General features: G+C 67.6%; 19 protein-coding genes, 1 tRNA gene and 2 riboswitches. Of the genes, 13 read left to right on the top strand and 7 right to left on the bottom strand.

What is annotated here, in order from left to right; translation table 11 throughout:
* Positions 1–73 precede the first annotated feature (73 nt).
* Genes AC1DBQ_RS00565 through AC1DBQ_RS00575 form a run of 3 tightly spaced genes read right to left on the bottom strand, consistent with a single transcriptional unit; the run spans position 74 to position 2,335 of the window.
* A complete protein-coding gene (locus tag AC1DBQ_RS00565; protein WP_476926628.1) occupies positions 74–832 on the bottom strand; it encodes a hypothetical protein in 759 nt (252 codons plus the stop codon).
* A 28-nt stretch (positions 833–860) separates the two neighbouring features.
* Positions 861–1,592 (bottom strand): hypothetical protein, encoded by a 732-nt coding sequence (locus AC1DBQ_RS00570; protein ID WP_476926629.1) that lies wholly within the window; start codon positions 1,590–1,592, stop codon positions 861–863.
* Entirely contained in the window at positions 1,589–2,335 is a 747-nt protein-coding gene (locus AC1DBQ_RS00575; protein ID WP_476926630.1) for a hypothetical protein, read from the bottom strand. The genes AC1DBQ_RS00570 and AC1DBQ_RS00575 overlap by 4 nt, the downstream gene beginning before the upstream one ends.
* A 281-nt stretch (positions 2,336–2,616) precedes the next feature.
* Here AC1DBQ_RS00575 and AC1DBQ_RS00580 point away from each other — a divergent pair, with 281 nt between their 5' ends.
* The 9 genes from AC1DBQ_RS00580 to AC1DBQ_RS00620 all read left to right on the top strand — a co-directional run bounded on the left by AC1DBQ_RS00580 (position 2,617) and on the right by AC1DBQ_RS00620 (position 11,767).
* A complete protein-coding gene (locus AC1DBQ_RS00580; protein WP_476926631.1) occupies positions 2,617–4,284 on the top strand; it encodes an ABC-F family ATP-binding cassette domain-containing protein in 1,668 nt (555 codons plus the stop codon).
* Entirely contained in the window at positions 4,281–6,245 is a 1,965-nt protein-coding gene (locus tag AC1DBQ_RS00585; protein WP_476926632.1) for an ABC transporter ATP-binding protein, read from the top strand. The genes AC1DBQ_RS00580 and AC1DBQ_RS00585 overlap by 4 nt, the downstream gene beginning before the upstream one ends.
* Positions 6,209–6,290, top strand: a riboswitch (Fluoride riboswitch). (Overlaps the previous gene by 37 nt.)
* A 173-nt stretch (positions 6,291–6,463) precedes the next feature.
* Positions 6,464–7,171 (top strand): hypothetical protein, encoded by a 708-nt coding sequence (locus AC1DBQ_RS00590; RefSeq protein WP_476926633.1) that lies wholly within the window; start codon positions 6,464–6,466, stop codon positions 7,169–7,171.
* 42 nt (positions 7,172–7,213) lie between these two features.
* A riboswitch (Fluoride riboswitch) is annotated at positions 7,214–7,303 on the top strand.
* A 21-nt stretch (positions 7,304–7,324) separates the two neighbouring features.
* The gene (locus AC1DBQ_RS00595; protein ID WP_476926634.1) at positions 7,325–7,615 is read left to right on the top strand and encodes a histidine phosphatase family protein; all 291 of its coding nucleotides are present in this window, start codon (positions 7,325–7,327) and stop codon (positions 7,613–7,615) included.
* A gap of 30 nt (positions 7,616–7,645) precedes the next feature.
* Positions 7,646–8,935, top strand: a complete 1,290-nt coding sequence (eno, locus tag AC1DBQ_RS00600) for a phosphopyruvate hydratase (protein ID WP_476926635.1) — start codon at positions 7,646–7,648, stop codon at positions 8,933–8,935.
* 25 nt (positions 8,936–8,960) lie between these two features.
* Positions 8,961–9,512: a universal stress protein gene (locus AC1DBQ_RS00605; protein ID WP_476926636.1), complete on the top strand. Its 552-nt coding sequence runs from the start codon at positions 8,961–8,963 to the stop codon at positions 9,510–9,512.
* Positions 9,512–10,084 carry a fluoride efflux transporter FluC gene (locus AC1DBQ_RS00610; RefSeq protein WP_476926637.1) on the top strand — a complete coding sequence of 191 codons (573 nt, stop codon included), beginning with the start codon at positions 9,512–9,514 and terminating at the stop codon, positions 10,082–10,084. The genes AC1DBQ_RS00605 and AC1DBQ_RS00610 overlap by 1 nt, the downstream gene beginning before the upstream one ends.
* Positions 10,085–10,089: 5 nt before the next feature.
* Positions 10,090–10,458 (top strand): fluoride efflux transporter CrcB, encoded by a 369-nt coding sequence (gene crcB / locus AC1DBQ_RS00615; RefSeq protein WP_476926649.1) that lies wholly within the window; start codon positions 10,090–10,092, stop codon positions 10,456–10,458.
* 58 nt (positions 10,459–10,516) lie between these two features.
* Positions 10,517–11,767 carry an MFS transporter gene (locus tag AC1DBQ_RS00620; RefSeq protein WP_476926638.1) on the top strand — a complete coding sequence of 417 codons (1,251 nt, stop codon included), beginning with the start codon at positions 10,517–10,519 and terminating at the stop codon, positions 11,765–11,767.
* Positions 11,768–11,847: 80 nt separating this feature from the next.
* On the opposite strand, the gene AC1DBQ_RS00625 is transcribed toward AC1DBQ_RS00620, so the two are convergent.
* The 3 genes from AC1DBQ_RS00625 to AC1DBQ_RS00635 all read right to left on the bottom strand — a co-directional run bounded on the left by AC1DBQ_RS00625 (position 11,848) and on the right by AC1DBQ_RS00635 (position 12,862).
* Positions 11,848–12,258: an NUDIX hydrolase gene (locus tag AC1DBQ_RS00625; RefSeq protein WP_476926639.1), complete on the bottom strand. Its 411-nt coding sequence runs from the start codon at positions 12,256–12,258 to the stop codon at positions 11,848–11,850.
* Positions 12,255–12,788 (bottom strand): DUF6314 family protein, encoded by a 534-nt coding sequence (locus AC1DBQ_RS00630; protein ID WP_476926640.1) that lies wholly within the window; start codon positions 12,786–12,788, stop codon positions 12,255–12,257. The genes AC1DBQ_RS00625 and AC1DBQ_RS00630 overlap by 4 nt, the downstream gene beginning before the upstream one ends.
* Before the next feature lies 1 nt (position 12,789).
* Positions 12,790–12,862: transfer RNA gene (locus AC1DBQ_RS00635), tRNA-Arg, on the bottom strand.
* 83 nt (positions 12,863–12,945) lie between these two features.
* Here AC1DBQ_RS00635 and AC1DBQ_RS00640 point away from each other — a divergent pair.
* Positions 12,946–13,776 carry a DUF998 domain-containing protein gene (locus tag AC1DBQ_RS00640; RefSeq protein ID WP_476926641.1) on the top strand — a complete coding sequence of 277 codons (831 nt, stop codon included), beginning with the start codon at positions 12,946–12,948 and terminating at the stop codon, positions 13,774–13,776.
* Positions 13,777–13,873: 97 nt separating this feature from the next.
* On the opposite strand, the gene AC1DBQ_RS00645 is transcribed toward AC1DBQ_RS00640, so the two are convergent.
* The gene (locus AC1DBQ_RS00645) at positions 13,874–15,478 is read right to left on the bottom strand and encodes a chitinase (RefSeq protein ID WP_476926642.1); all 1,605 of its coding nucleotides are present in this window, start codon (positions 15,476–15,478) and stop codon (positions 13,874–13,876) included.
* Positions 15,479–15,685: 207 nt separating this feature from the next.
* Here AC1DBQ_RS00645 and AC1DBQ_RS00650 point away from each other — a divergent pair, with 207 nt between their 5' ends.
* From AC1DBQ_RS00650 to AC1DBQ_RS00660, 3 genes are read left to right on the top strand one after another with little or no spacing between them, the layout of a single operon-like run.
* Positions 15,686–18,031, top strand: a complete 2,346-nt coding sequence (locus AC1DBQ_RS00650) for a glycosyltransferase family 2 protein (protein ID WP_476926643.1) — start codon at positions 15,686–15,688, stop codon at positions 18,029–18,031.
* Positions 18,028–18,705, top strand: coding sequence for a DUF7793 family protein (locus AC1DBQ_RS00655; RefSeq protein WP_476926644.1), 678 nt, complete (start codon positions 18,028–18,030; stop codon positions 18,703–18,705). The genes AC1DBQ_RS00650 and AC1DBQ_RS00655 overlap by 4 nt, the downstream gene beginning before the upstream one ends.
* Positions 18,695–20,218 carry a putative bifunctional diguanylate cyclase/phosphodiesterase gene (locus AC1DBQ_RS00660; protein ID WP_476926645.1) on the top strand — a complete coding sequence of 508 codons (1,524 nt, stop codon included), beginning with the start codon at positions 18,695–18,697 and terminating at the stop codon, positions 20,216–20,218. The genes AC1DBQ_RS00655 and AC1DBQ_RS00660 overlap by 11 nt, the downstream gene beginning before the upstream one ends.
* Positions 20,219–20,283: the final 65 nt, after the last annotated feature.

Below are 20,283 nucleotides of genomic sequence, written 5' to 3' on the forward strand. Positions count from 1 at the left end.
GTTCCGTACACAAAGCGAATGTCGCTTTCACACATTCATGATTCTTTCACGGTCTAATGATTTTGTGAATGCCCTACCCTTTGTTCTTGCGGAATGTTGCGCGAGCGTTACCGGGCCCCTGCGCAGCGACCCCGGAGAACCAGAACAGGCCCAGCCCCAGGACATAGCCCACAACGGCCAAATAGTTGACTGTTTGCTGCGCGAGGGTCCAGGTTTCCGGGGCGAAGGAGGCAGGGACGCTGACGGCGGTGGCGAGCGCCCCGACGCAGGTCAGGAAGGCCGCGGCACACACAAGCCGCGGCAGTTGGCTGCGGGTGGTGGCCAGCAGCGCCCGCAGGAGGGCGAGGGAGACAAAGCCCGGATAGGTGCGTCCGGCCGCGGCGTAGAACGGGGCCAGGACGGCGTTACGTCCACCGTGGTCCGTTATGTCCAGCAGGCCGGCCGAGGACCCGCGGGTATCCATGAGGAAGAAGGTGGCCGCCACGGCGACGGCGCTCGCAGCCAGGGCCCAGCGTCCGGCCGGGCCGGCGATGAGGCGGTAGCCCCGTGGGTCCGCGAGCCCCCTGGCCACCCGCAAGCCGACCAGCAGCACCGCCGCGAACACGAGGAAGCGCAGGAGKAGGTGGGTGAGGTTCCAGCCGCCCAGAACTCCGTCGATCGCCTCGTAGGGCTCGGCAACTGAGAGCAGGCTGCACAGCGTCGCAATCAGCAAGATTCCGAACACTGTCCTGTTCCGGCCCTGGATCGCATCCGGCACGCGGAGGAGGAGCACCACGGTGCATATGACCAGGGTGCCCCACTGGAGGGTCGCCATCATCCCGGGTTCGTCCACTTCGTTCGCCTGTTCAGCMCCTGGACATTCAGGTGAAGTTAGCTTGCTTCTTCGGCGCCCGCGCCGCAAGAGTTTTCGCAATCCAGACCAGGCACAGCCCCAGGACCAGGCACAGGATGGCGGTGTAGTTGAAGACAAACCGCAAGAATCCGAGGGACGGCGGAATAACCGGGGACAGCAGGCTCAGGGAAATCGCCACGGTACCGAGCGCCAGCAACGCCGCGCTGGACCTCACCAGGACGGGGAGCCTGCTGCGGAAGGTCCGCACCATGGCGGGGAACAGGGCTGCGGTGATGAACGCCGGATAGAGACGCCCGGCGGCTCCGTAGTACTCCACCAAGGCGGCGTTGTGGTGGTCCTTGGCAGCCACCGCGACCAGCCCGGCGGAGGAGCCCGTGGTATCCATCATGAGGAAGACCGCGATGACGACGAGCGATGCCGCGGCGGCCACGGAGATTCCGACCGGGCCCGTGATGATCCGCAAGGCGTCGTTGGCGCTGAACCCCCGCGCCACCCGGAGTCCAAGGAAGAAGATGGCGGCGAAGATGACAAAGCGGAGCACCAGGTTGGCGATGTTCATGCCGCCCAGGGCCCGGTCCACCGCCAGATACGGGKCATCGATGCTGAGCAGGATCGCGAGGGTCATGAGGGCAAAAATTGAGAACAGGGACCGGTTCTGGCCCCGGAGGGCGCTTGGAATGCGGGCGAGCGTGACGACGCCGCACACCGCGAGCGTGGTCCACTGCAGGATCCCGATCATCCGAGGTTCTCCCAAATCTTCTCTGTTTGTGCTTGTTCCTGTTCCTGGCGTCGCAGCGATTTTCCGAGCGCTTGAAGCCGCTCGCCGGCCAATGATGCAAGTTCTCCGTCGGAGAGTGCATCCAACGCCGACTGCTTCGCCCCGGGCGGCCAGCCGGCTTCCTCCTCGGTGATCAAACCGGTGGCGACAAGGCCGCCTGTGAAGCCTACGCCCGCCGCGCGGGAAGTCGCGACCGCCAGTTCGGGAGACAGTCTGTTGGCGGTGAGTTGGGCCGAATAGTTCTGCGGGGCGACTCCCGTGGCGGCCGAAACACGGTGACGCAACTCGCCGTCGTCGATCGCGTCCACCCAATTTCGGACGGAGGTGGCGTGCGGGGCCGGGCCCAGCCCGGGCGTCAGTGAACTGCCGCTGTCACCGTAGCCTCCGTAGGCCGGGGACGACCGGGAAATGACGGCGCGCAACAGGTCCATCGTCGCCACCTGGMTGACGAGCTCGGCGGGGGTCGGCGGTTGCGGCGATGTGGCCAGCTCCGCATAGTGCTCGAAGGTGGCCAGCGCCGCCAGCGGGTTCAGATTCAGGGCCCKGCTGATGCTGACCAGTGTGGTTTCGGCCACTTTCCCGCGCACCAGTTGTTGGGCAAGCGTGGTGCGCTTGATCCCGGAGATCCTGCAGATATCGGCAGTGCTCGCTGACGGGGCAACCTGATGAAGCCAGAGTTGGAACGCCTTTGCGGGTAGGGGCATCTAGGGTTTCCTGCAGGGTCGGTTGTCAGTGCAGTTGGCAGTATTGCTTTCGGTCTGCGGTGGAGCTGCGGTGCCGGGGGACCGCGTAGTGGCTTCGGGGTCTGGGATTTTGAGTAAGGTCGTGATTCAACTATGCTAAATGGTCGAACCCGCTGGTCCGTACACCCCCCAAGTCCGGACCGGCGGGTTCTTCTATGCCCGGCCCGTCTTCGGTCCGCCGGGACGACCGGTTTCTGCCCGCCGGGGCGGCCCGTTCCGGGCCGGGGTGAGAGGATGAACTAATGACTGCAACCCTTGTTGCCAAGGACCTTTCYGGTGGTCACGATCACCGCACACTCTTCTCAAAGCTCTCCCTCACCGTAGCTCCCGGTGACGTCGTCGGCGTCGTCGGTRCYAACGGCGCCGGCAAGTCCACCCTGCTGCGCCTGCTGGCCGGGGTGGACGAACCGCAGGAAGGCACCGTGAGCCTRGCCCCCGCGGACGCCTTTGTGGGCTGGCTGCCGCAGGAACACGAGCGGATTGCCGGCGAAACGGTGGCCGGCTACATCGCCCGGCGCACCGGTTGCGCCGAGGCGACCTCGGCCATGGAGTCCACCGCCGAGGCCCTGGGCTCGGGYGCCCCCGGCGCCGACGACGCCTACTCCCTGGCATTCGACCGCTRGATGGCCTCCGGCGCCGCCGACCTCGAGGACCRGATCCCGGCCGTGCTGGMAGATCTGGGCCTGGAAGTGRGGCCGGACGMCGGGATGACGGGGCTCTCCGGAGGCCAGGCCGMGCGCGTTGCCCTGGCAGCCCTGCTGCTCAGCMGCTTCGACATTGTGCTCCTCGACGAGCCCACCAACGACCTCKACCTCAACGGGCTGGCMAAACTGGAGTCCTTCGTGCAGGGCCTGCGCGGCGGCGTGGTCCTGGTCTCGCATGACCGCGAGTTCCTGTCCCGCTGCGTGTCCACGGTGGTGGAACTGGACCGGGCCCAGAATTCGGTTGCGGTGTACGACGGCGGGTACGAGTCGTATCTGGAGGAACGCGCCGTGGCGCGCCGCCATGCCCGCGAACGCTACGAAGAGTTCGCCAACACTAAGGCCGACCTCGTCTCCCGGGCGCGCACGCAGCGCGAATGGAGCTCCCAGGGCGTCCGGAACGCGATGAAGAAGAACCCGGACAACGACAAGATCCGCCGGGCGGCCATCACCGAGTCCTCGGAAAAACAGGGGCAGAAGGTCCGGCAGATGGAATCCCGCATTGCCCGGCTCGAAGAAGTCGAAGAGCCGCGCAAGGAATGGCAGCTGCAGTTCAGCATCGGCGCCGCCCCCCGGTCCAGTGCCGTGGTGGCCACCCTCCGCGACGCCGTCGTGCGGCAGGGTGATTTCACCCTGGGCCCGCTAAACCTGCAACTGAATGCGGGGGAGCGGATCGGGATCACCGGTCCCAACGGTGCAGGCAAATCCACCCTGCTCCGGCTCCTGTTGGGAATCCAGCAGCCCGATTCCGGTGACGCCTCCATGGGTGCGTCCGTGGCCGTCGGGGAGATCGACCAGGCCCGCGGCCTGCTGGCCGGCGATCTGTTGCTGGGGGGCGCCGTCGAAGCCGTCCTGACCGAGCAGACCCCTGCGGAAGTACGCACCCTGCTGGCGAAGTTCGGCCTGAAGGCCGATCACACCAACCGGCCCGTCGACTCCCTCTCCCCGGGGGAACGGACCCGGGCCGCGCTGGMGCTGCTGCAGGCCCGGGGGGTARACCTGCTGGTGCTGGACGAACCCACCAACCACCTCGATCTGCCCGCCATTGAACAGCTTGAAGAAGCACTGGACGGTTACGAGGGCGCGTTGCTGCTCGTCACCCACKACCGCCGGCTGCTGGAAAACGTCCGTCTTGACGTGCGCTGGAACGTCGAAAACGGCGTCGTCACCGAGTTGCACGCCGATGCCCCGAAAGGCAACATCACATGAGCATGGACCGGGTTGCCTGGAGCTCCCTTTACAACATCACCCGCGCCTCGAGCGGGTCCAAGCCGTTCTCGAAGGAGACGCTGAAGCGTGTCTTCAGTTTTGCCCGCCCGCACCGCGGCAAACTGATCGCCTTCGTGCTGCTGTCCGTCGTGATGGCCTTCCTGGCTGTCGCCACGCCGGTCCTCGCCGGACAGGTGGTCGACGAGATCATCGCCCACGCGGACGCCTCAACGGTGATCTGGCTCGCCGTCCTGATCGCCATTGTGGCGGTGGCCGAGGCGGGGCTGGGCCTCGTGACACGCTGGCTGTCCTCCACGATCGGTGAAGGCGTGATCGTGGACCTGCGTACCAAGGTCTTCGACCACGTCCAGAAGATGCCGATTGCCTTCTTCACCAGGACCCGGACCGGGGCCCTCGTGAGCCGGCTGAACAATGACGTCATCGGAGCGCAGTCGGCCTTCGCGGGCACCCTGTCCGGTGTGGTCAGCAACGCCGTGGCGCTCGCGCTGACCCTCGCCGTGATGCTCAACAAATCGTGGCTCGTCACAGTGCTCGCCATGATCCTGCTGCCGATCTTCCTGATCCCGGCCCGCCGGATGGGGTCAAAACTMGCCGATCTGCGGCGCGAGGCCGCCGAACACAAYGCCGCCATGGGCACCCAGATGACCGAGCGCTTCTCCGCGCCCGGCGCCACCCTGGTCAAGCTCTTCGGCCGCCCCGACGAGGAGTCCCGCGAGTTCGCCCTCCGGGCCGGCCGCGTCCGGGACATCGGCGTCCGCACGGCCATGCTGCAGTTCACCTTCGTCACGGCGCTGACGCTCGTCTCGGCTCTGGCCCTTGCCCTGGTCTACGGCCTGGGCGGCTTCCTGGCGCTGCAGGGGCAGCTGGCCGCGGGCGACGTCGTCGTGCTGGCGTTGCTGCTCACGCGCCTTTACGCGCCGCTTACCGCACTCTCCAACGCCCGGGTCGAGATCATGAGCGCTCTGGTCAGCTTCGAGAGGGTCTTCGAGATCCTGGACCTGAAGCCGCTGATCGAGCAGAAACCGGACGCCGTGGCGTCCCCGCCCGGTCCGCTCTCGGTGGAGTTCGACGACGTCCGCTTCGCCTACCCCTCGGCGGACAAGGTCTCGCTAGCCTCTCTGGAGGACGTGCTGACCCTGGACACCCGCGGCGGCGAGGAAGTACTGCACGGCATCAGCTTCCGGGTGGAGCCCGGCCAGACGGTCGCCCTCGTCGGCTCTTCAGGCGCCGGGAAGTCCACGATCGCGCAGCTGCTCTCGCGCCTCTACGACGTCGATTCCGGCGCCGTGCGCTTCGGCGGAACCKAGCCCGGCACCGGGGTGGACGTCCGCGACCTCACCTTMGATTCCATGCGCGAGACCCTCGGCATGGTGACGCAGGACGGCCACCTGTTCCACGAGAGCATCGCCTCCAACCTGCGCCTGGCCCGACCGGAGGCCACCGAAGAGCAGATGTGGGATGTGCTGCGGCGGGCCCGGCTCGAAGCCATGATCCGCTCCCTGCCCGATGGCCTGAACACGGTGGTGGGGGAGCGCGGCTACCGGCTCTCCGGCGGCGAACGGCAACGGCTGACGATTGCCCGCCTGCTCATCGCCCAGCCGCGGGTGGTCATCCTCGACGAGGCCACCGCCGCGCTGGACTCCACCAACGAGGCCGCCGTGCAGGAGGCGCTGGGCGCCGCCCTGGAGGGMCGCACCGCCGTCGTGATCGCCCACCGGCTCTCCACGATCCGCGCAGCAGACGCGATCCTCGTGGTGGAGAACGGTTCGATCGTGGAKCGCGGTACCCACAGCGAACTCCTCGCCGCCGAGGGGCGCTACGCCGAGCTGTACCGGACCCAGTTTGCCGAGGCCAGCGCGGTTGCCCAGGAGGCTGTGCCCGGATACTAKGCAGGGGTTAGCCTAGTTGTAGCGGTGATGGATCCCACCGGGACCGGTTGATGTCCGGTCCGAACTGCCGATGCGGCTGATGGCTCCTGCCCGGCTGTGAAGGGCAGGGATGCGGCGTGGGACGTTTTCGGAACGGGCCGGAAGGTCCGGAGACACGGGAGCGGAACGGCCTCACCGGCGCCTTGTTGCCCGTAGGCCCGTTGGAGCTGTCCGCGGAGGAAGTCCGCCAACTGTGGGCCTTCATTCATGGCGACATTATGGACGGGAGCATGCGGCAGCTGCTGCGTGCCTCCCTGGGCTTGTGTCCCCGGCATACCTGGGCCTACGCGGTGGTGGAGATTGAGCTGTGGCAGGCCGGCGCAGGGGCCCGCGGAGGCCACCAGCCCTTTGATGTCACGGTCCTCTACGAGGATCTCCTCGAGTACGTCGCGGATGGGCTGGACCGGAAGAGCTCCCTGGTGCACCGGCATCCGGACGAGGTGCTTCTCCCCGCCGGGCCGTGCCGGATTTGTGCGGACATGGCCTCCCCGGATCTGCCGGGTTTGCGAATGGGCTATGGGAACTCCAACACGGAAGCGCTGACCGTAGAGGCGAACGGGCTGGCCCACACGACGGCGTGGTGCCGGGAAACTTTCTCGCTGTGGAGGGGCAGGGTATGCCCCGACTGCTGCCCCGGCGCCTCAGCGCCGGCCGGTGGCCCGGTGCTGCTGTGCCGATTCCACTTGGCGGCACGGCGCCCGCTGCCGGAACAGCTGCGGCACGCGGTGKCCGCACATCTGCGGGAAATCCGGGGACGGATGAGGCACCTGACCGACTCCATGACCGCTTACGGCGCTCCGGCCGGTGCCGAGGAAAACGCGTCGTGGATCGAGGCCGTCGGGTTTTTCGCCGGCTGGGCACTGCCCCTTTCCCTGGCCGACGGCGTCACCGGACCGGGGCCCGGCCAGGACACCCCAGGCGAAGGGGAGGAATGCTGAACGCGTCACAGGGTGGCGGCTGTCGCCGCCGGGCCTGTAGTCTCTGTTCACGGTGATGGATCCCGCCGGAACAGCAGGCACGTCGAGTGCAGCTGTTCGAACCGCCGCATGGCTAATGGTTCCTACCTTTGCTGATCCGAAGGTAGGTGAGCCGTGCCCGCATCCCGCAACCTCGTCCTGCTGCGCCACGGCCACGGCGTCTCGAACGCCCGGGACCGGATTCGAGGCCAGCTCAAGCCGCCATTGAGCCCTTCCGGCGCATACCGCGGGATCCCGGCTGAAGCCCCTCCGGTCTCTTCCTCCTTTTCGGCCGGCAGGGTCAAGACCTCCATGCCGACGCGCACGCGGGAGACCGGCCGCATCGTCCTGCACGGCATGGCGTACGTGAATCCGCTGGCGGCGCGGACAGCCGCCGCCCTGGTCGCCGCCGCCGGCGGGACCTGAAATGACGACAGGGAAATGGAGAAAATCATCATGAATGAACTTCAGATCACCGGGGTGCKCGCCCTGCAGATCCTGGACTCCCGCGGCTACCCTACGGTGAAAGTCTGGCTTACGGCAGCAGACGGCACGGTGTCGGTTGCTTCGGCGCCATCGGGGGCGTCCACCGGGGCGCATGAGGCGGTCGAGCTCCGCGACGGCGGCCCGGAGTACTCCGGCCGCGGGGTGCAGAAGGCTGTCACCAATGTCATGACCGAGGTCAGCGAGCTGCTCACGTCGCGGGCGTGGCCGACCCTGGCAATCCTGGACCGGGCCCTCGTCGGGCTGGACGGAACGCCCGGCAAGTCGCGGCTCGGGGCCAACGCGATCGTCGCGGTGTCCATGGCCGCTGCTAGGGCTTTCGCTGCGACCGCCGGAACGCCGCTGCACGTCTKGGTTGCCCAGACCCTGGGCAGGGCCGGGCGGCTGCCGGTTCCGCACTTTAATGTCCTGAACGGCGGGCAACACGCCGCGAACCCGCTGGAGTTCCAGGAGTTCATGATTGCCCCGGCCGGCGCGCCGTCCTTCGCGGACGCGATGCGCTGGGGATCGGATGTCTACCATGCGCTCTCCCGGCGGTTGCAACGCCAGGGCCTCGCGACCGGCCTGGGAGATGAAGGCGGGTACGCCCCGGCCATCGGCCGCCCGGAGGAGGCACTGGATTTGATCGTGGCCGCCATCGAAGATGCGGGCTACACGCCTGGCAGGCACGGAGTGGCGATTGCGCTCGATCCTGCGGCCAACTCCTTCTATGACGGCGGGACCTACACGGTCGCCGGCAAGGCCTACACTCCGGATCAGATGATCTCCTACTACGAGAAGCTCGTCACTGATTACCCGATCTGGAGCCTGGAGGACCCCCTCGCCGAAGACGACACGGACKGGTGGCCCGCGCTCACCGMCGCGCTCGGCGGCCGGGTGCAGGTGGTTGGGGATGACCTGTTCGTGACATCTGCGGACCGGGTGCGGKAGGGCATCCGGACCGCATCGGCGACCGCCGTGCTGATCAAACCGAACCAGGCGGGGACCGTGAGCGAAACCTTCGATACCCTCACTGCCGCCTTCGAGGGCGGCTTCGGGGCGATGGTCTCGCACCGGTCGGGGGAAACCGATGATACGTTCGTGGCGGATCTCGTCGTCGGGTCCGGCTGCGGGCAGCTGAAATCCGGGGCGCCGGCCCGCGGGGAACGTGTGGCCAAATACAATCGGCTCCTGGAGATCACCGACGAGGACCCGTCCCTTCCGTACGGTCCGACCGGAACCTACCTCAACGACCCCAAGTAGCCGACCCCATGTATCAGGAGCGCCCATGAATGAGCCCGACAACGAGACCCGGGCCGTCACCGGACCCGTCGCCTACGTCCCGCGGAAGATCACAGGACCGGTGCTGATGGGCGTGGTGCCAGGCCAGCCCCTCGCGGTCGCGCACCGGGCCGCGGAACTGGCCTTCAGCCTGAACGTCGAGCTGATCTGCGCCTACGTCGATGTCACCACCTACCTCGCCGAAGAACCCGACGGACGGGTCGAAGCCCGGCCGATTGATCCGGACGGCGTCGACGACGACATCGAAGGCATCAGCGCCGGTATCGCCGAACACCTCCGGGAGGCCCTGGGCGGGACCGGGATCCGGTGGTCCTTCCTGACCCTCTCCGGGGAACCGGCACGGGCCCTGGGGCGGCTGGCCGAGACCAGGGACGCGTCCATCATCGTCGTGGGCACCCGCGAACGCGGCTTTGGGGCCCGGTTCGAGGAGTTGCTGGTCGGTTCCGTGGCTGTCCATCTCACCCACCGTCAGCACCGGCCCGTGCTGGTGGTCCCGCTTGCTCCCCAGCCCCGGCACCATCCGAAGGAAGTCCGCTGATGGAACCGCCCGCCCCCGAGGCAGCGGCAGCAGCCGGCTCCTCCGGAAGGACCGACGCCGCAGACGCAGGGACGCTCGGTGCGGCACACGCCCACCGCCCGGTGCACCTGCACCCGGGGTTCGTGCTGGTGGTCATCGCCGGGGGTGTGTTTGGAGCCCTGGCCCGTTTCGGTCTCAGCAGCGTCCTGCCGTCCCCGTCCGGCTGGCCGTTGCCCACCCTGATCATCAACCTGACCGGCGCGTTCCTGCTCGGCGGCCTTTTGGAGGCCCTGGTCCGTCGGGGTCCGGACGCCGGGAAACTGCGGATCATCCGGCTGCTTGCCGGTACCGGTTTCATGGGCGCGTTCACCACCTACAGCACCCTGGCCCTGGAAATCAATGCCCTGCTCGGCGCAGGACGCACCACCGATGCTGTGCTCTACGTGACAGCGACGCTGATCGGCGGCGCCGCGGCAACAGTGGCGGGGATCCGTGCCGCCGTCGGACACCACCGCAGGAGGGCCGCCCGGCACCGGGACGCGGACCTGCACACCGGCCGKCAACAGCCCAACAAGCCCGGGAGGAACCGGTGAACGCCCTGACCATTGTCTTGCTCGGGCTCGCCGGCGGACTCGGCGCCGGGACCCGCTTCGTGGTGGACGGACTGGTCAGATCCAGGCTCCGCACGGCCCTGCCCGTAGGCACCATCGCCATCAACGTCACCGGCTCCTTCCTCCTGGGGCTGGTCGCCGGCGCCGTGATCGTCCACGCGGCACCGCCCGAGCTGCAGGCCATCGCCGGCACCGGTTTCCTGGGCGGCTATACCACCTTCAGCACGGCCAGCTTCGAGACCGTCAGGCTCATCCAGGCCGGCCGCACCGGCCTGGCCCTCCTGAACGGCATCGGCACCGCCGCCGCCGCGGTTGGTGCCGCGGCAGCCGGCCTGGCCCTGGCCAGCCTGTTATGAGGCCGGACACCAGCCCGACAGTAGCCGGGAACCACCGCCAGGAKCACCGTTGCCGGACATGAGCCGTCAGCCCCTCGAGGCAGCCCGGGCCGGGAAGACCGGGCCGAACAGGCTCGGACCTATGGGGTTCGTGCTGACGTTCGGCGTGGTGAGCATGCTCGCCGACGTCGTCTACGAAGGTGCCCGATCCATCACCGGCCCGTTCCTGGCCACCCTCGGCGCCAGCGCGGTCATGGTCGGCTTCATCACTGGATTCGGGGAAGCCGTGGCCACGGTCCTGCGCCTTGGCACCGGCCCCCTGGCCGACAAGACCCGCAAGTACTGGCCGCTGACCATCGCCGGCTACACCCTGACCGTGATCGCCGTCCCGCTCCTGGCCCTCGCCAGCTCCCTGTGGCAGGCAGCCGCGCTGGTCATCATGGAGCGGTTCGGCAAAGCCGTCCGCACGCCCGCAAGGGACACCATGCTCTCCCACGCCGGGGCGGACATGGGCCGGGGAAAGGCCTTCGCCATCCACGAAGCCCTCGACCAGTCCGGAGCCCTGCTGGGCCCGTTGCTCGTCGGACTCATGATCGCAGTCTCCGGCTACCAGCTGGGCTTCGGCGTTCTGGCCGTMCCCGGCGCGGCCGCTCTCATCGCCGTGCTTCTGCTCCGCCGGGCCGCCCCGGAGCCAGAACGTTATGACACCCGCGCCGTCACCGAACCCGTGGCGTTCACCGGGCTGGCACCGGCACGCGTCCCGCTGCCGGCCCGCTTCTGGTGGTACAGCGCCTTCACGGCCGTATCGATGTTCGGGTTCTCCACCTTCGGTGTCATTTCGTACCACCTCGAAGTCCAAAAAGTTTTGCCCTCGGCACTGATACCGGTCACCTATGCCGTCTCCATGGGCGCAGCGGCGCTGGCCGCACTGGCCTCCGGGGCGCTCTATGACCGGATCGGGCTGCGCGGACTGCTCATCGCCCTGCCGCTGACCGCCGCCGTGCCCTTCCTGTCCTTCACGGCCACTCCGGCCCTCGTCTGGGCCGGATCCGTGGTCTGGGGAGCGGCCTTGGGAATCCACGAATCCACCCTCCGGGCCGCGGTCGCGGACCTGGTCCCGGCTGCGCGGCGCGGGACCGGATATGGTATCTTCACCGCCATCTACGGCCTCGCCTGGCTCGCCGGGTCAACCATCATCGGCGCCCTCTACACGGCGTCGTACACCGGACTCATCACGTTCATCATCGGTACCCAAGTTGTCGCACTCATCGCCTTCATCMCCCTCCTGGGCAGCAAAGCCGGCAAGGAAAGCGAACCCGGTAAGAGCTGAGCCGACCCGAACACGGCGACGGAGTCCGTCGATCATGACGAATCAGGTGCGATGATCCCGGGCCCTGAGGCACCGCCGGCCTAGCCCGCTGACGGTTTGGCCGACAGCGCCGGCAGCACATGGTCCGTCAGCAGCGGGGCGAGGTCGCCGGGCAGTTCGCCTGCCAGATCCAGCCAGCGGATCTCGGCAATTTCCGCCGACGGCCGGGCGCTCCACACTCCCGGAGCCGTGAAAACGGTGGCCACGATCTGGGTGGCCGCCTCGTTGGCGGCGTCCGCGAGCCAGCAGCCCAGCAGGTCCAGCCGGTCCGCGGCCAGGACAATCCCGACTTCTTCCCGGAGTTCGCGCACCGCCGCCTCCGCCGCGCTTTCGCCGGCCTCGGGTTTGCCGCCGGGGTGCATGAATTTGTCCGTGCCCCTTTTCCGGACGGTCAGGAGGCGTCCGGCGTCATCGAAGACGCAGACGGCGGAGACGACGATGCGGGGGTTCACTCTGAAAGCCTAGCGTCCGGCGCTGCATCGAACTTCGTGTCCACTGCGGCGTCCAGCCGGCGCAGGACTGACTCCAGCAACTGGTCCTTGGCCGGCCCGGTGACGTCCCAGCGGTAGCCGCATTCGTCGGGGCCGGCCACGGTGTAGGTCACKCGGTACGTATCGGGGTCGCACCAGTGCACGTCCCGGCTGGCGTGCCCCGCAAGTCCCATGCGGTGGAAGGGACGGCCGTCCGGGAAATACACGTCCAAGACAGCCGGCGTGTCCGCCGGCCGCAGCAGATATTCCCGGCTCGCCGGCGCGGTGAACGGCATGCCGTCAAAGGAGGCCCAGCGGACGGTGCCTTCTTCGCGCCAGTGCAGGCCGCCGTCGTCGTCATCCGTAAAACGGACGACGCCGGTGAAGGTCCCGCGGGTTCCGGTCTTGCGGTCCAGCAGCGTGCGGTCGACGGACCAGGATCCGCGCAGGTAGGCGCGGAGGTCAAAATCCGGAGCCGAATCCGGGGTTTCTTCCGGKGCAGGAAAGTTCAAGTGCCCTCGATTGGAATCGAACCAACGACACCGGCTTTAGGAGAGCCGTGCTCTATCCACTGAGCTACGAGGGCGGGCATCCGCGGCCGGCCACTGGCCGGCCCAGTCGGACACGGATACAAGCATACAAGGTGAGCGGGGGTACTACGCTCGTGGCATGACCGCAGGAACCACCGAACTTTCCGCCGGAGCCATCTACTACCCGGATGTGGCCGCCACCCGGTTCTACGCCGGAGCCCTGGCGAAGCTGAGCGTGCTGCAGTATTTCGTCGCGGAGTCTGCCGTGATCGGCGCCTGGGCCGGAGCGGACCCCTACAGCCGCCGCACCGGCTACATCAGCGACCTCGGGGCCTCGGCCTGCGGGGACTTTTCCGGCCGGGACGTGTGCTCGCCGGCACACGTGCTGATGAACGCGTCCTTTGTGGTCCAGGGTCTTGGCATGATTGTCGGCGCGCTCCTGCTCGGTTCGGCACTCCTGAGCCTCGCCGCGCAGCCCGGTGTTCCGCTCAGGCGGGGCGCCCGCCTGYCGGGCCATGCGCGTGGGAATGCAGGCCCGGCAGGCCGGGCGCAGCACCCGGCGCGCTGGAGTGCGGGCGTGGCCGCCGCGGCTGCGGCACGGCTGTTGACCGGTACCGCCGGCGCGGGCACCGTCATTGTGGGATTCGTGCCCGAAAACACCGGATCCCCCTGGCACGTGGCCGGTGCCCTCATGTACTTCGCGGCCGGCGCCCTGGCCCTCCTGGTGATCGGCTGGATGTGGCTCAGGCAGACCCCGCTGGGGTGGCTCATCCTGGGCTGCGGCKCGGTGTCCCTCGCGGCGCTCKTTGCCGGCGGCGTGACGGGCATGCATGTGCCGGAACCTKGCACGCTGGAGCGGCTCATGGGCTACCCCATTACGGTGGGCGTCGCAGCGGCCGGCCTCGTCATCGCCCAGCGGGTCCAGCACGAGCGCACGCTGCGCAAGCGCGCCCGGGCCCGGACCCCCTGACGGTTCCTGCCGACGCGGGGCCCTGACGCTGACGCTGACGCTGGCCGGGCCCCGGTCCGCTGACGCGGGCGGGGCCCGGGTCAGCGGACCGGACCTTCTAGGGCGCCGGAGCGGCCGCCGTCGTGCCCGGAGCCGGCGAAGCGGGCGTTGCCGACTTGGCGGCCATGATTTTCAGCAGTTCTTCATCGCGCAGTTTGKACCACGGCKAGTCGGGAGATCCCTGCAGCGAAGCTTCGGGGCTGTCGGTCTGGGTCCACCACTTTGCCTCAAAGACCCGGCCCTCGAAGAGCACGCGGTCGCCCTTGCGGTAGACCGTGCTGGGCTGCCACGCCGGTGCCGTGCCGGCCGGTGCCGTGAGCTGGGGCGTGGGCTTGTCTCCGGCCAGGACCGGACCGATGATGCGCCACGGGGTCGCTGTGCCCTGGAGTACGGGATCGTCCGGGGTGTCGGCGCGCGTCCACCACTTGGCCTCGTACACGTTGGAATGCCACACGATCCGCTCGCCGGCGTTGTACGCGGCGTTCTCGGACCACACGGGGTACGGGCTGGTGGAGGGGTTATCGCTGACGGCAGGGACCGGCGTCGGCTGATCGGCGCTGGCCGGCGCGGCCGACGGGCTCGCCATCACCCCGGCGCCGAGGATCGTGGCGAACGATGAGCCGCCCTGGTCCACCCCGCTGCAGCCGTCGGAGACCTTCGTGACGTCGGGGAAGTTCTGGCTGCAGGTACGGTCTCGGTTCAGCGACCACATCGACAGGCGGCCGATGCCCTGTGCACTTGCGTAGGCGCTAAGATCCTGCGCGTCCTTGAGCGTGAAAATTTCGCCGGCGACGTCGTTCTGGCCGATCATCGGCGTCAGGCCGACCTTCCGCCACACCGTTTCGCTGCCGAGTTCACTGCCGGCTGCCCGGTACAGGCCCGTCAGTTGGCGGTGGGTGGCTTCCGCGGCGGACACCGCGTTCTCGTACATTGAACGGCCCGGCAGCTTGCTCCCGCCGTAGTCCATGGTCATCGCGTTGACCCCGGCGAGGTCGACGCCTGCGGTGATCATGTGCTTCACGGCGTCGCTGCCCGCGGTTGTGAGGCCGTTGGGATCCGCCGGCAACGTCAGCCACACGCTGAGTCCCTTGCCGTCGCGCTGGCGGTCGTGCTGGAGCGCCGCGATGGCCGTCGCACGCCGCTCAAGGGCCGCGGGGTCGGACAGGGCTTGGCCCTCGACGTCCAGATCGATGCTGCTGACGTTGTAGCGGTCKACGACGCTCCGGTAGGCCGACGTCAGCTTCGCGGAATCGGTGCAGGCGACGGCGAGTTCCTGGTTGGTCAGTMCGCCGAAGGAAACGGCCACGCTCCCGCCGAGTTGCTGAAGCCGTGCCACGCGCCGGTCCAGGTCCAGCGAGTTCGCTGCCTCGGCGAGGGAGTAGGCGGCGCCCCACGACGGCGTGCACGGATCCTTGGGATCAGCGACCACGAAGGACAGCACGACCTTTTCGGCTTCCTTGGACGCCGGGGCCTCGAAGGCGTACCGCGGCGTTGCCGTGACGTCGACATACCCCGAAAAGACGGACGGGATGCTCTCAGCCGCCCGGACATCMTGGAAATTGCCCCACGCGGCGACGCCGCCGGCGGCGACTGCCGCTACGGCGGTGATGAGTACGCCCAGCCGGACCAGCGACAGCTTGCGGCCTGGGAATCGTTCGGACACAGGGCCCCCCTTGTGTGTCTTGCATGGAGCAGCCGGGCATGCGCCGGCCGCCGGTATCAGCGCGCGCATTTGCCGGAGTGTCTGATGTCCGGMAAGCGTCTGACCTTGCATTATCATAAGGGCACTCACCGGAACATTCCGGTGCGGCGTGCGGGTTTTGCCGTAGGCGCGCGCCAATATGCCGACTTTGCAGTCTTATGGGGACTAATGCCAGATCAGCTTGTCTTGCCGCGCGTAGAAGCGGAAAGCGTGACTTCCGAACAAAAAGGTGCGGTCCGGCGCCGTCAATGGGGGGCTGAGCGGCGTTCCGAGCCGCTCTCAATTGTTCATCCGAGGCCGTCCAGGCGCAAAATAATCCTGGGCCGGCTAGGAATTCTCACCACATTGGCTGCCTGGATTACCTACGTCATTTCCACCATTTTGAAAGAGCTCGCGGACAACCCGAATGCAGGCTTCAGGTTTCAGTTTGAGACGATTTCCTATCTTGTCGTCGTAACATTCCTGACGTTTTCGGCCCTCATGTATCTTCTGGCCCGGCAAGGGGCCCTTTATCGTTTCCGCGATCATTCCAGGGTGCCCCGCGGCGAACTGGACCGCCACTTTGCCGAATACTCCGAGGGCATCACGGTGCTGGTGCCCTCCTATGCCGAAGAACCCCAGGTGGTGCGCGCCACGCTGTGGTCCGCCGCCCTGCAGGAGTTCCCGGACCTCAAAGTGGTGCTGCTCCTCGATGACCCGCCGCACCCCGCGGACCCCGGCGATCGCACCCGGCTGGACACGACCCGCGCGCTGACTGCGGAAATCACCGCCGCACTCAGCGCCCCGGCCGCCCGCGTCAACACGGCCCTGGCCGAATACCGACGTCGGCAAAAGACGCCCGCGGGCGGCGAGGGGCGCGAACTGGAGTTGCTGGTCTCCGAATACGAGGCAGCCGCCGAATGGCTTGAAGCKATGGCTTCGGCCGAAAAAGTTGAAGACCACGTCGACGAGTTCTTTGTCGACCTCGTCCTCATGGGCCTGGCCCGCGAACTGAGGCTCGTGCTCCTGGGCCTGAACGCCGCGTCAGTACAGCAGGCATCGCTGCCGCTGTCCCGTATCGAAGAGCTGTACCTCCGGCTGACCTGGATCTTCAACGTCTCCACCGAGACGTTCGAACGCAAGAAGTACGCGAGCCTTTCCCATGAGGCCAACAAGGCCATGAACCTCAACGCCTACATTTCGCTCATGGGCCACACCTGGAACAAGGAGACCACCGCCGACGGTGTGGTGCTCCGGAAGGTGGCCGCCGACGTCGCCCCTGACGAGCAGGGCCACGTCATGGCAGTCCGTGACACCACCTACGTGTTGACGCTCGACGCCGACTCCCTGCTTCTGCGCGACTACTGCCTCCGCCTGGTCTACTTCCTGGAATCGGCCGGCAACGAGCGCGTGGCCGTGACGCAGACGCCCTACTCTTCCTTCCGCGGCGCCCCCACCCGCATCGAGCGGGTTGCGGGAGCCACCACCGACCTCCAGCACATCCTGCACCAGGGCATGAGCTATTACGGTGCGACGTTCTGGGTAGGGGCGAACGCCGTCATCCGCAAGCGCGCACTCGAGGACATCGTGGAGGTGGAAACCAGCGGGGCCTTCGAGATCCGGACCTACATCCAGGACCGCACCGTCATCGAAGACACCGAATCCAGCATCGACCTCGGCCAGCACGGCTGGACCCTGGTGAACTACCCGGAACGGCTCAGTTACAGCGCCACACCTCCCGACTTCGGCTCGCTCGTGGTCCAGCGCCGCCGCTGGGCCAACGGCGGCTTGCTGATCCTGCCCAAGCTGTGGGCCCAGCTCCTCCAGCACCGGTCCGACCGCCGGAAGATCCTGTTCCGGGAGGTGCTGCTCCGGGTGAACTACATGGCCTCCATCGCCTGGGCGAGCTTCGGCCTGGTGTTCCTCCTGGCGTATCCGTATGACAGCCGGCTGCTGAGTCCGATCGTGTTCCTCGCGGCCCTGCCCTACTTTCTGGCCATGGGCAGCGACCTGCGCKACTGCGGGCACCGGTTCAGTGACATCTTCCGGATTTACGGCTTCAACCTCGTCCTGCTGCCGGTGAACCTGGCGGGCGTGCTGAAATCGTTGCAGCAGGCCGTCACCKGCGACAAGATTCCATTCGCCCGCACCCCGAAGGTCAAGGACCGCACCGCGGCCCCGGCCATCTACGTCCTGACGCCGTACGCGATTGTGGCGTTCTCGCTGCTGACCGTGTGGCGGGACGCCCAAGTGGGTAACTGGGGCAACGTGGCATTCGCCTCGCTGAACGCCATCCTGGCCGCAGGCGCCATMCGCGCCTACATCGGCGTCTTCAACTCCGCGGTGGATGTTTTCCTCGGGAWGGTTAACTGGCTTTATGTCAGTCCCCGCCCCAAGAAGGTGAAGGAGAGCCMCGTKATTGCCAAAACAGCCGAGGAAGTCGACTGGGAAACAATTCTTTATCACGGCGACCGCCGGCTGAACCGGGACCTCCGGGGTTCCGCGGACCGCMGCCGTCGAATTGCGGTCCGATGACGGTCGAGGCCCTGGCCGGCCACGGCGAGCGGCTCCCGGATGATGAACMCGGCGCCGCCCAGGGTGCGGCGGTGACGGCCGAAGCTGCGGTGCCTTCGGAGACGGCGGTGGCGGCCGGCTCGCCTGCCGCGGGCAGCGAAGCGGCCCCGATGCCGGAGACGCCTGCCGCGCTGGAGACAGCGGCGGCCCTCACGGCGGCCGCCGCGATGGCGACGGCCGCGACGCTTGCCGCACCCCCGGCGCCGKAAGTGCCGGCGTCGGACGGGCCTTCCKCGGACGCCGATGCCGCCCGGGACCCGGACGGGGACGCGGCCCGCGCCATAGGCGTGCGGATGATCGACGGCGCCATCATCGAGGTCCTGTTGCCCCCCAATCAGGAAATCGAGGGGCCCGAAGCGCGCATTGCCGGTGAGACCGTCCGTGCCCTCGCCGCGGGCCGGCGGATGCCGGTGCTCCTGGTGATTACCGGCGTCGTTGGTGTCAGTGTCGAGGCCCGCCAGGTCTACACGGGATCCATCGCGGCGACGGCGTTCGCCCTGGTGGGCGAGAGCCCGGTGGACCGGGTCATTGCCCACTACCTCCTGCGGTCCAGGAGCGAAACGATTCCGGCGCAGTTCTTCAGCTCCRAGTCCGCGGCCGTCGAATGGCTAAGGCAGTACGTCCGTGACGAGTGAAGCGCCGKACCCCAGGCTGCATGCCCTCGTGGAGGGCATCGTACGCATCGCCGKCGGCGATCTGAGCACCAGGATCCCGCACTCAGGGGCCCGGGACGACGTCGCCGCCGTCATTGCCGGCATCAACCTGATGGCTGATGACCTGCAGACCATTTACCAGGAGCTGGAGGAGCGCGTCGAAAGCCGCACGGCCATGCTGCGTGAGGCCCAGGTCGAGCTMGAACGCATGGCCCTGACCGACCCCCTCACGCAACTTGCCAACCGCACAGCACTCAACGCGGTTCTGAGCCATGCCCTGGCCGAGTCCTCGCGGGGCGAGATGCCCCCGGCGCTCCTGATTCTTGATCTCGACTCGTTCAAGGGCATTAACGACACCCTGGGGCACAGCGCCGGCGACGACGTCCTGCGGGTKATCGCGCGGCKGCTGCAGGGGGCCGTCCGCGAGACGGACACCGTGGCCCGCCTCGGGGGCGATGAATTCGCGGTCATGCTGCCCAAGTCCAATCTGGTCCGCGCCCGCCGGGTGGCGAACAGGATCCTCGCCGCGCTCAACGAGAGCCTCGATGTCGGGGACCTGAGAATTACATGCGGAACGAGCATCGGCCTGCGGATCGCGGAGCCAGGACAGTCTGTTGATGACCTTGTGATGGAAGCCGATACGGCCATGTACGCCGCCAAGGCCCAGCCGCACAGCAGCATMAAAGTGTTCGAACCGGCCCTGCTGTACGCRCGCCGGCTGCAGAGCGTCATGATCACGGAAATGCGCGAAGCGATCAGGGAAGACCAGCTGACCCTGCACTACCAGCCGGTGGTAGACCTCGCCACGGGCAGGATCGAAGGCGTGGAGGCGCTGGTCCGGTGGAACCACCCCGAACGCGGCCTGCTCATGCCGGACAGTTTCATTCCGCTGGCCGAGGAAACCGGCATGATCGTGGACGTGGGCCACTGGGTGCTGCGCAATTCCGTGCGTCAATTGCGGCAATGGCAGCAGGAACAGCAGGTGGACAGCACCTTCAACGTCCGCGTCAACATTTCCACCACCGAACTGCAGAACCTCGAACTGATCGAACATGTCCGGGACATCCTGCGGGAGACCGGGGTGGATGCGTCAAACCTGATTGTGGAGCTGACCGAGTCCATGGCCGTCAACGGCGGGGATGTGGACCAGTATTCGCTCAACGGTCTCCGGCGACTCGGCGTGCAGCTTGAGATCGATGACTTCGGAACCGGCTATTCCTCCATCAGCTACCTGCGCAAGCTGCCCGTCAACGTCGTCAAGATCGACCGGAGCCTGATCAGCGGCCTGGGCGACGACGAGCAGCAGCGGGACTTCGTGGCCGCGGTGCTTCATCTGATCCACGCCTGCGGCCACAAAGCTCTGGCCGAGGGCATAGAGACGGCGGAACAGGCCGAGATCCTGCGCGAGATGGGCTGCGGCAGCGGCCAGGGCTACTACTTCGGCCGGCCCGCGCCGGCCGCGGATATTGCGGCGTTGATGAGCCGGCGGACGTAGGGGTTTGGGTCCGGGTTCAGGTGGCTACTGCGCGAGCTAGGCCGAAAAGTTAAACAGAGACGGCG

This window comes from Arthrobacter sp. 10T413_2 (genome assembly GCF_056394205.1).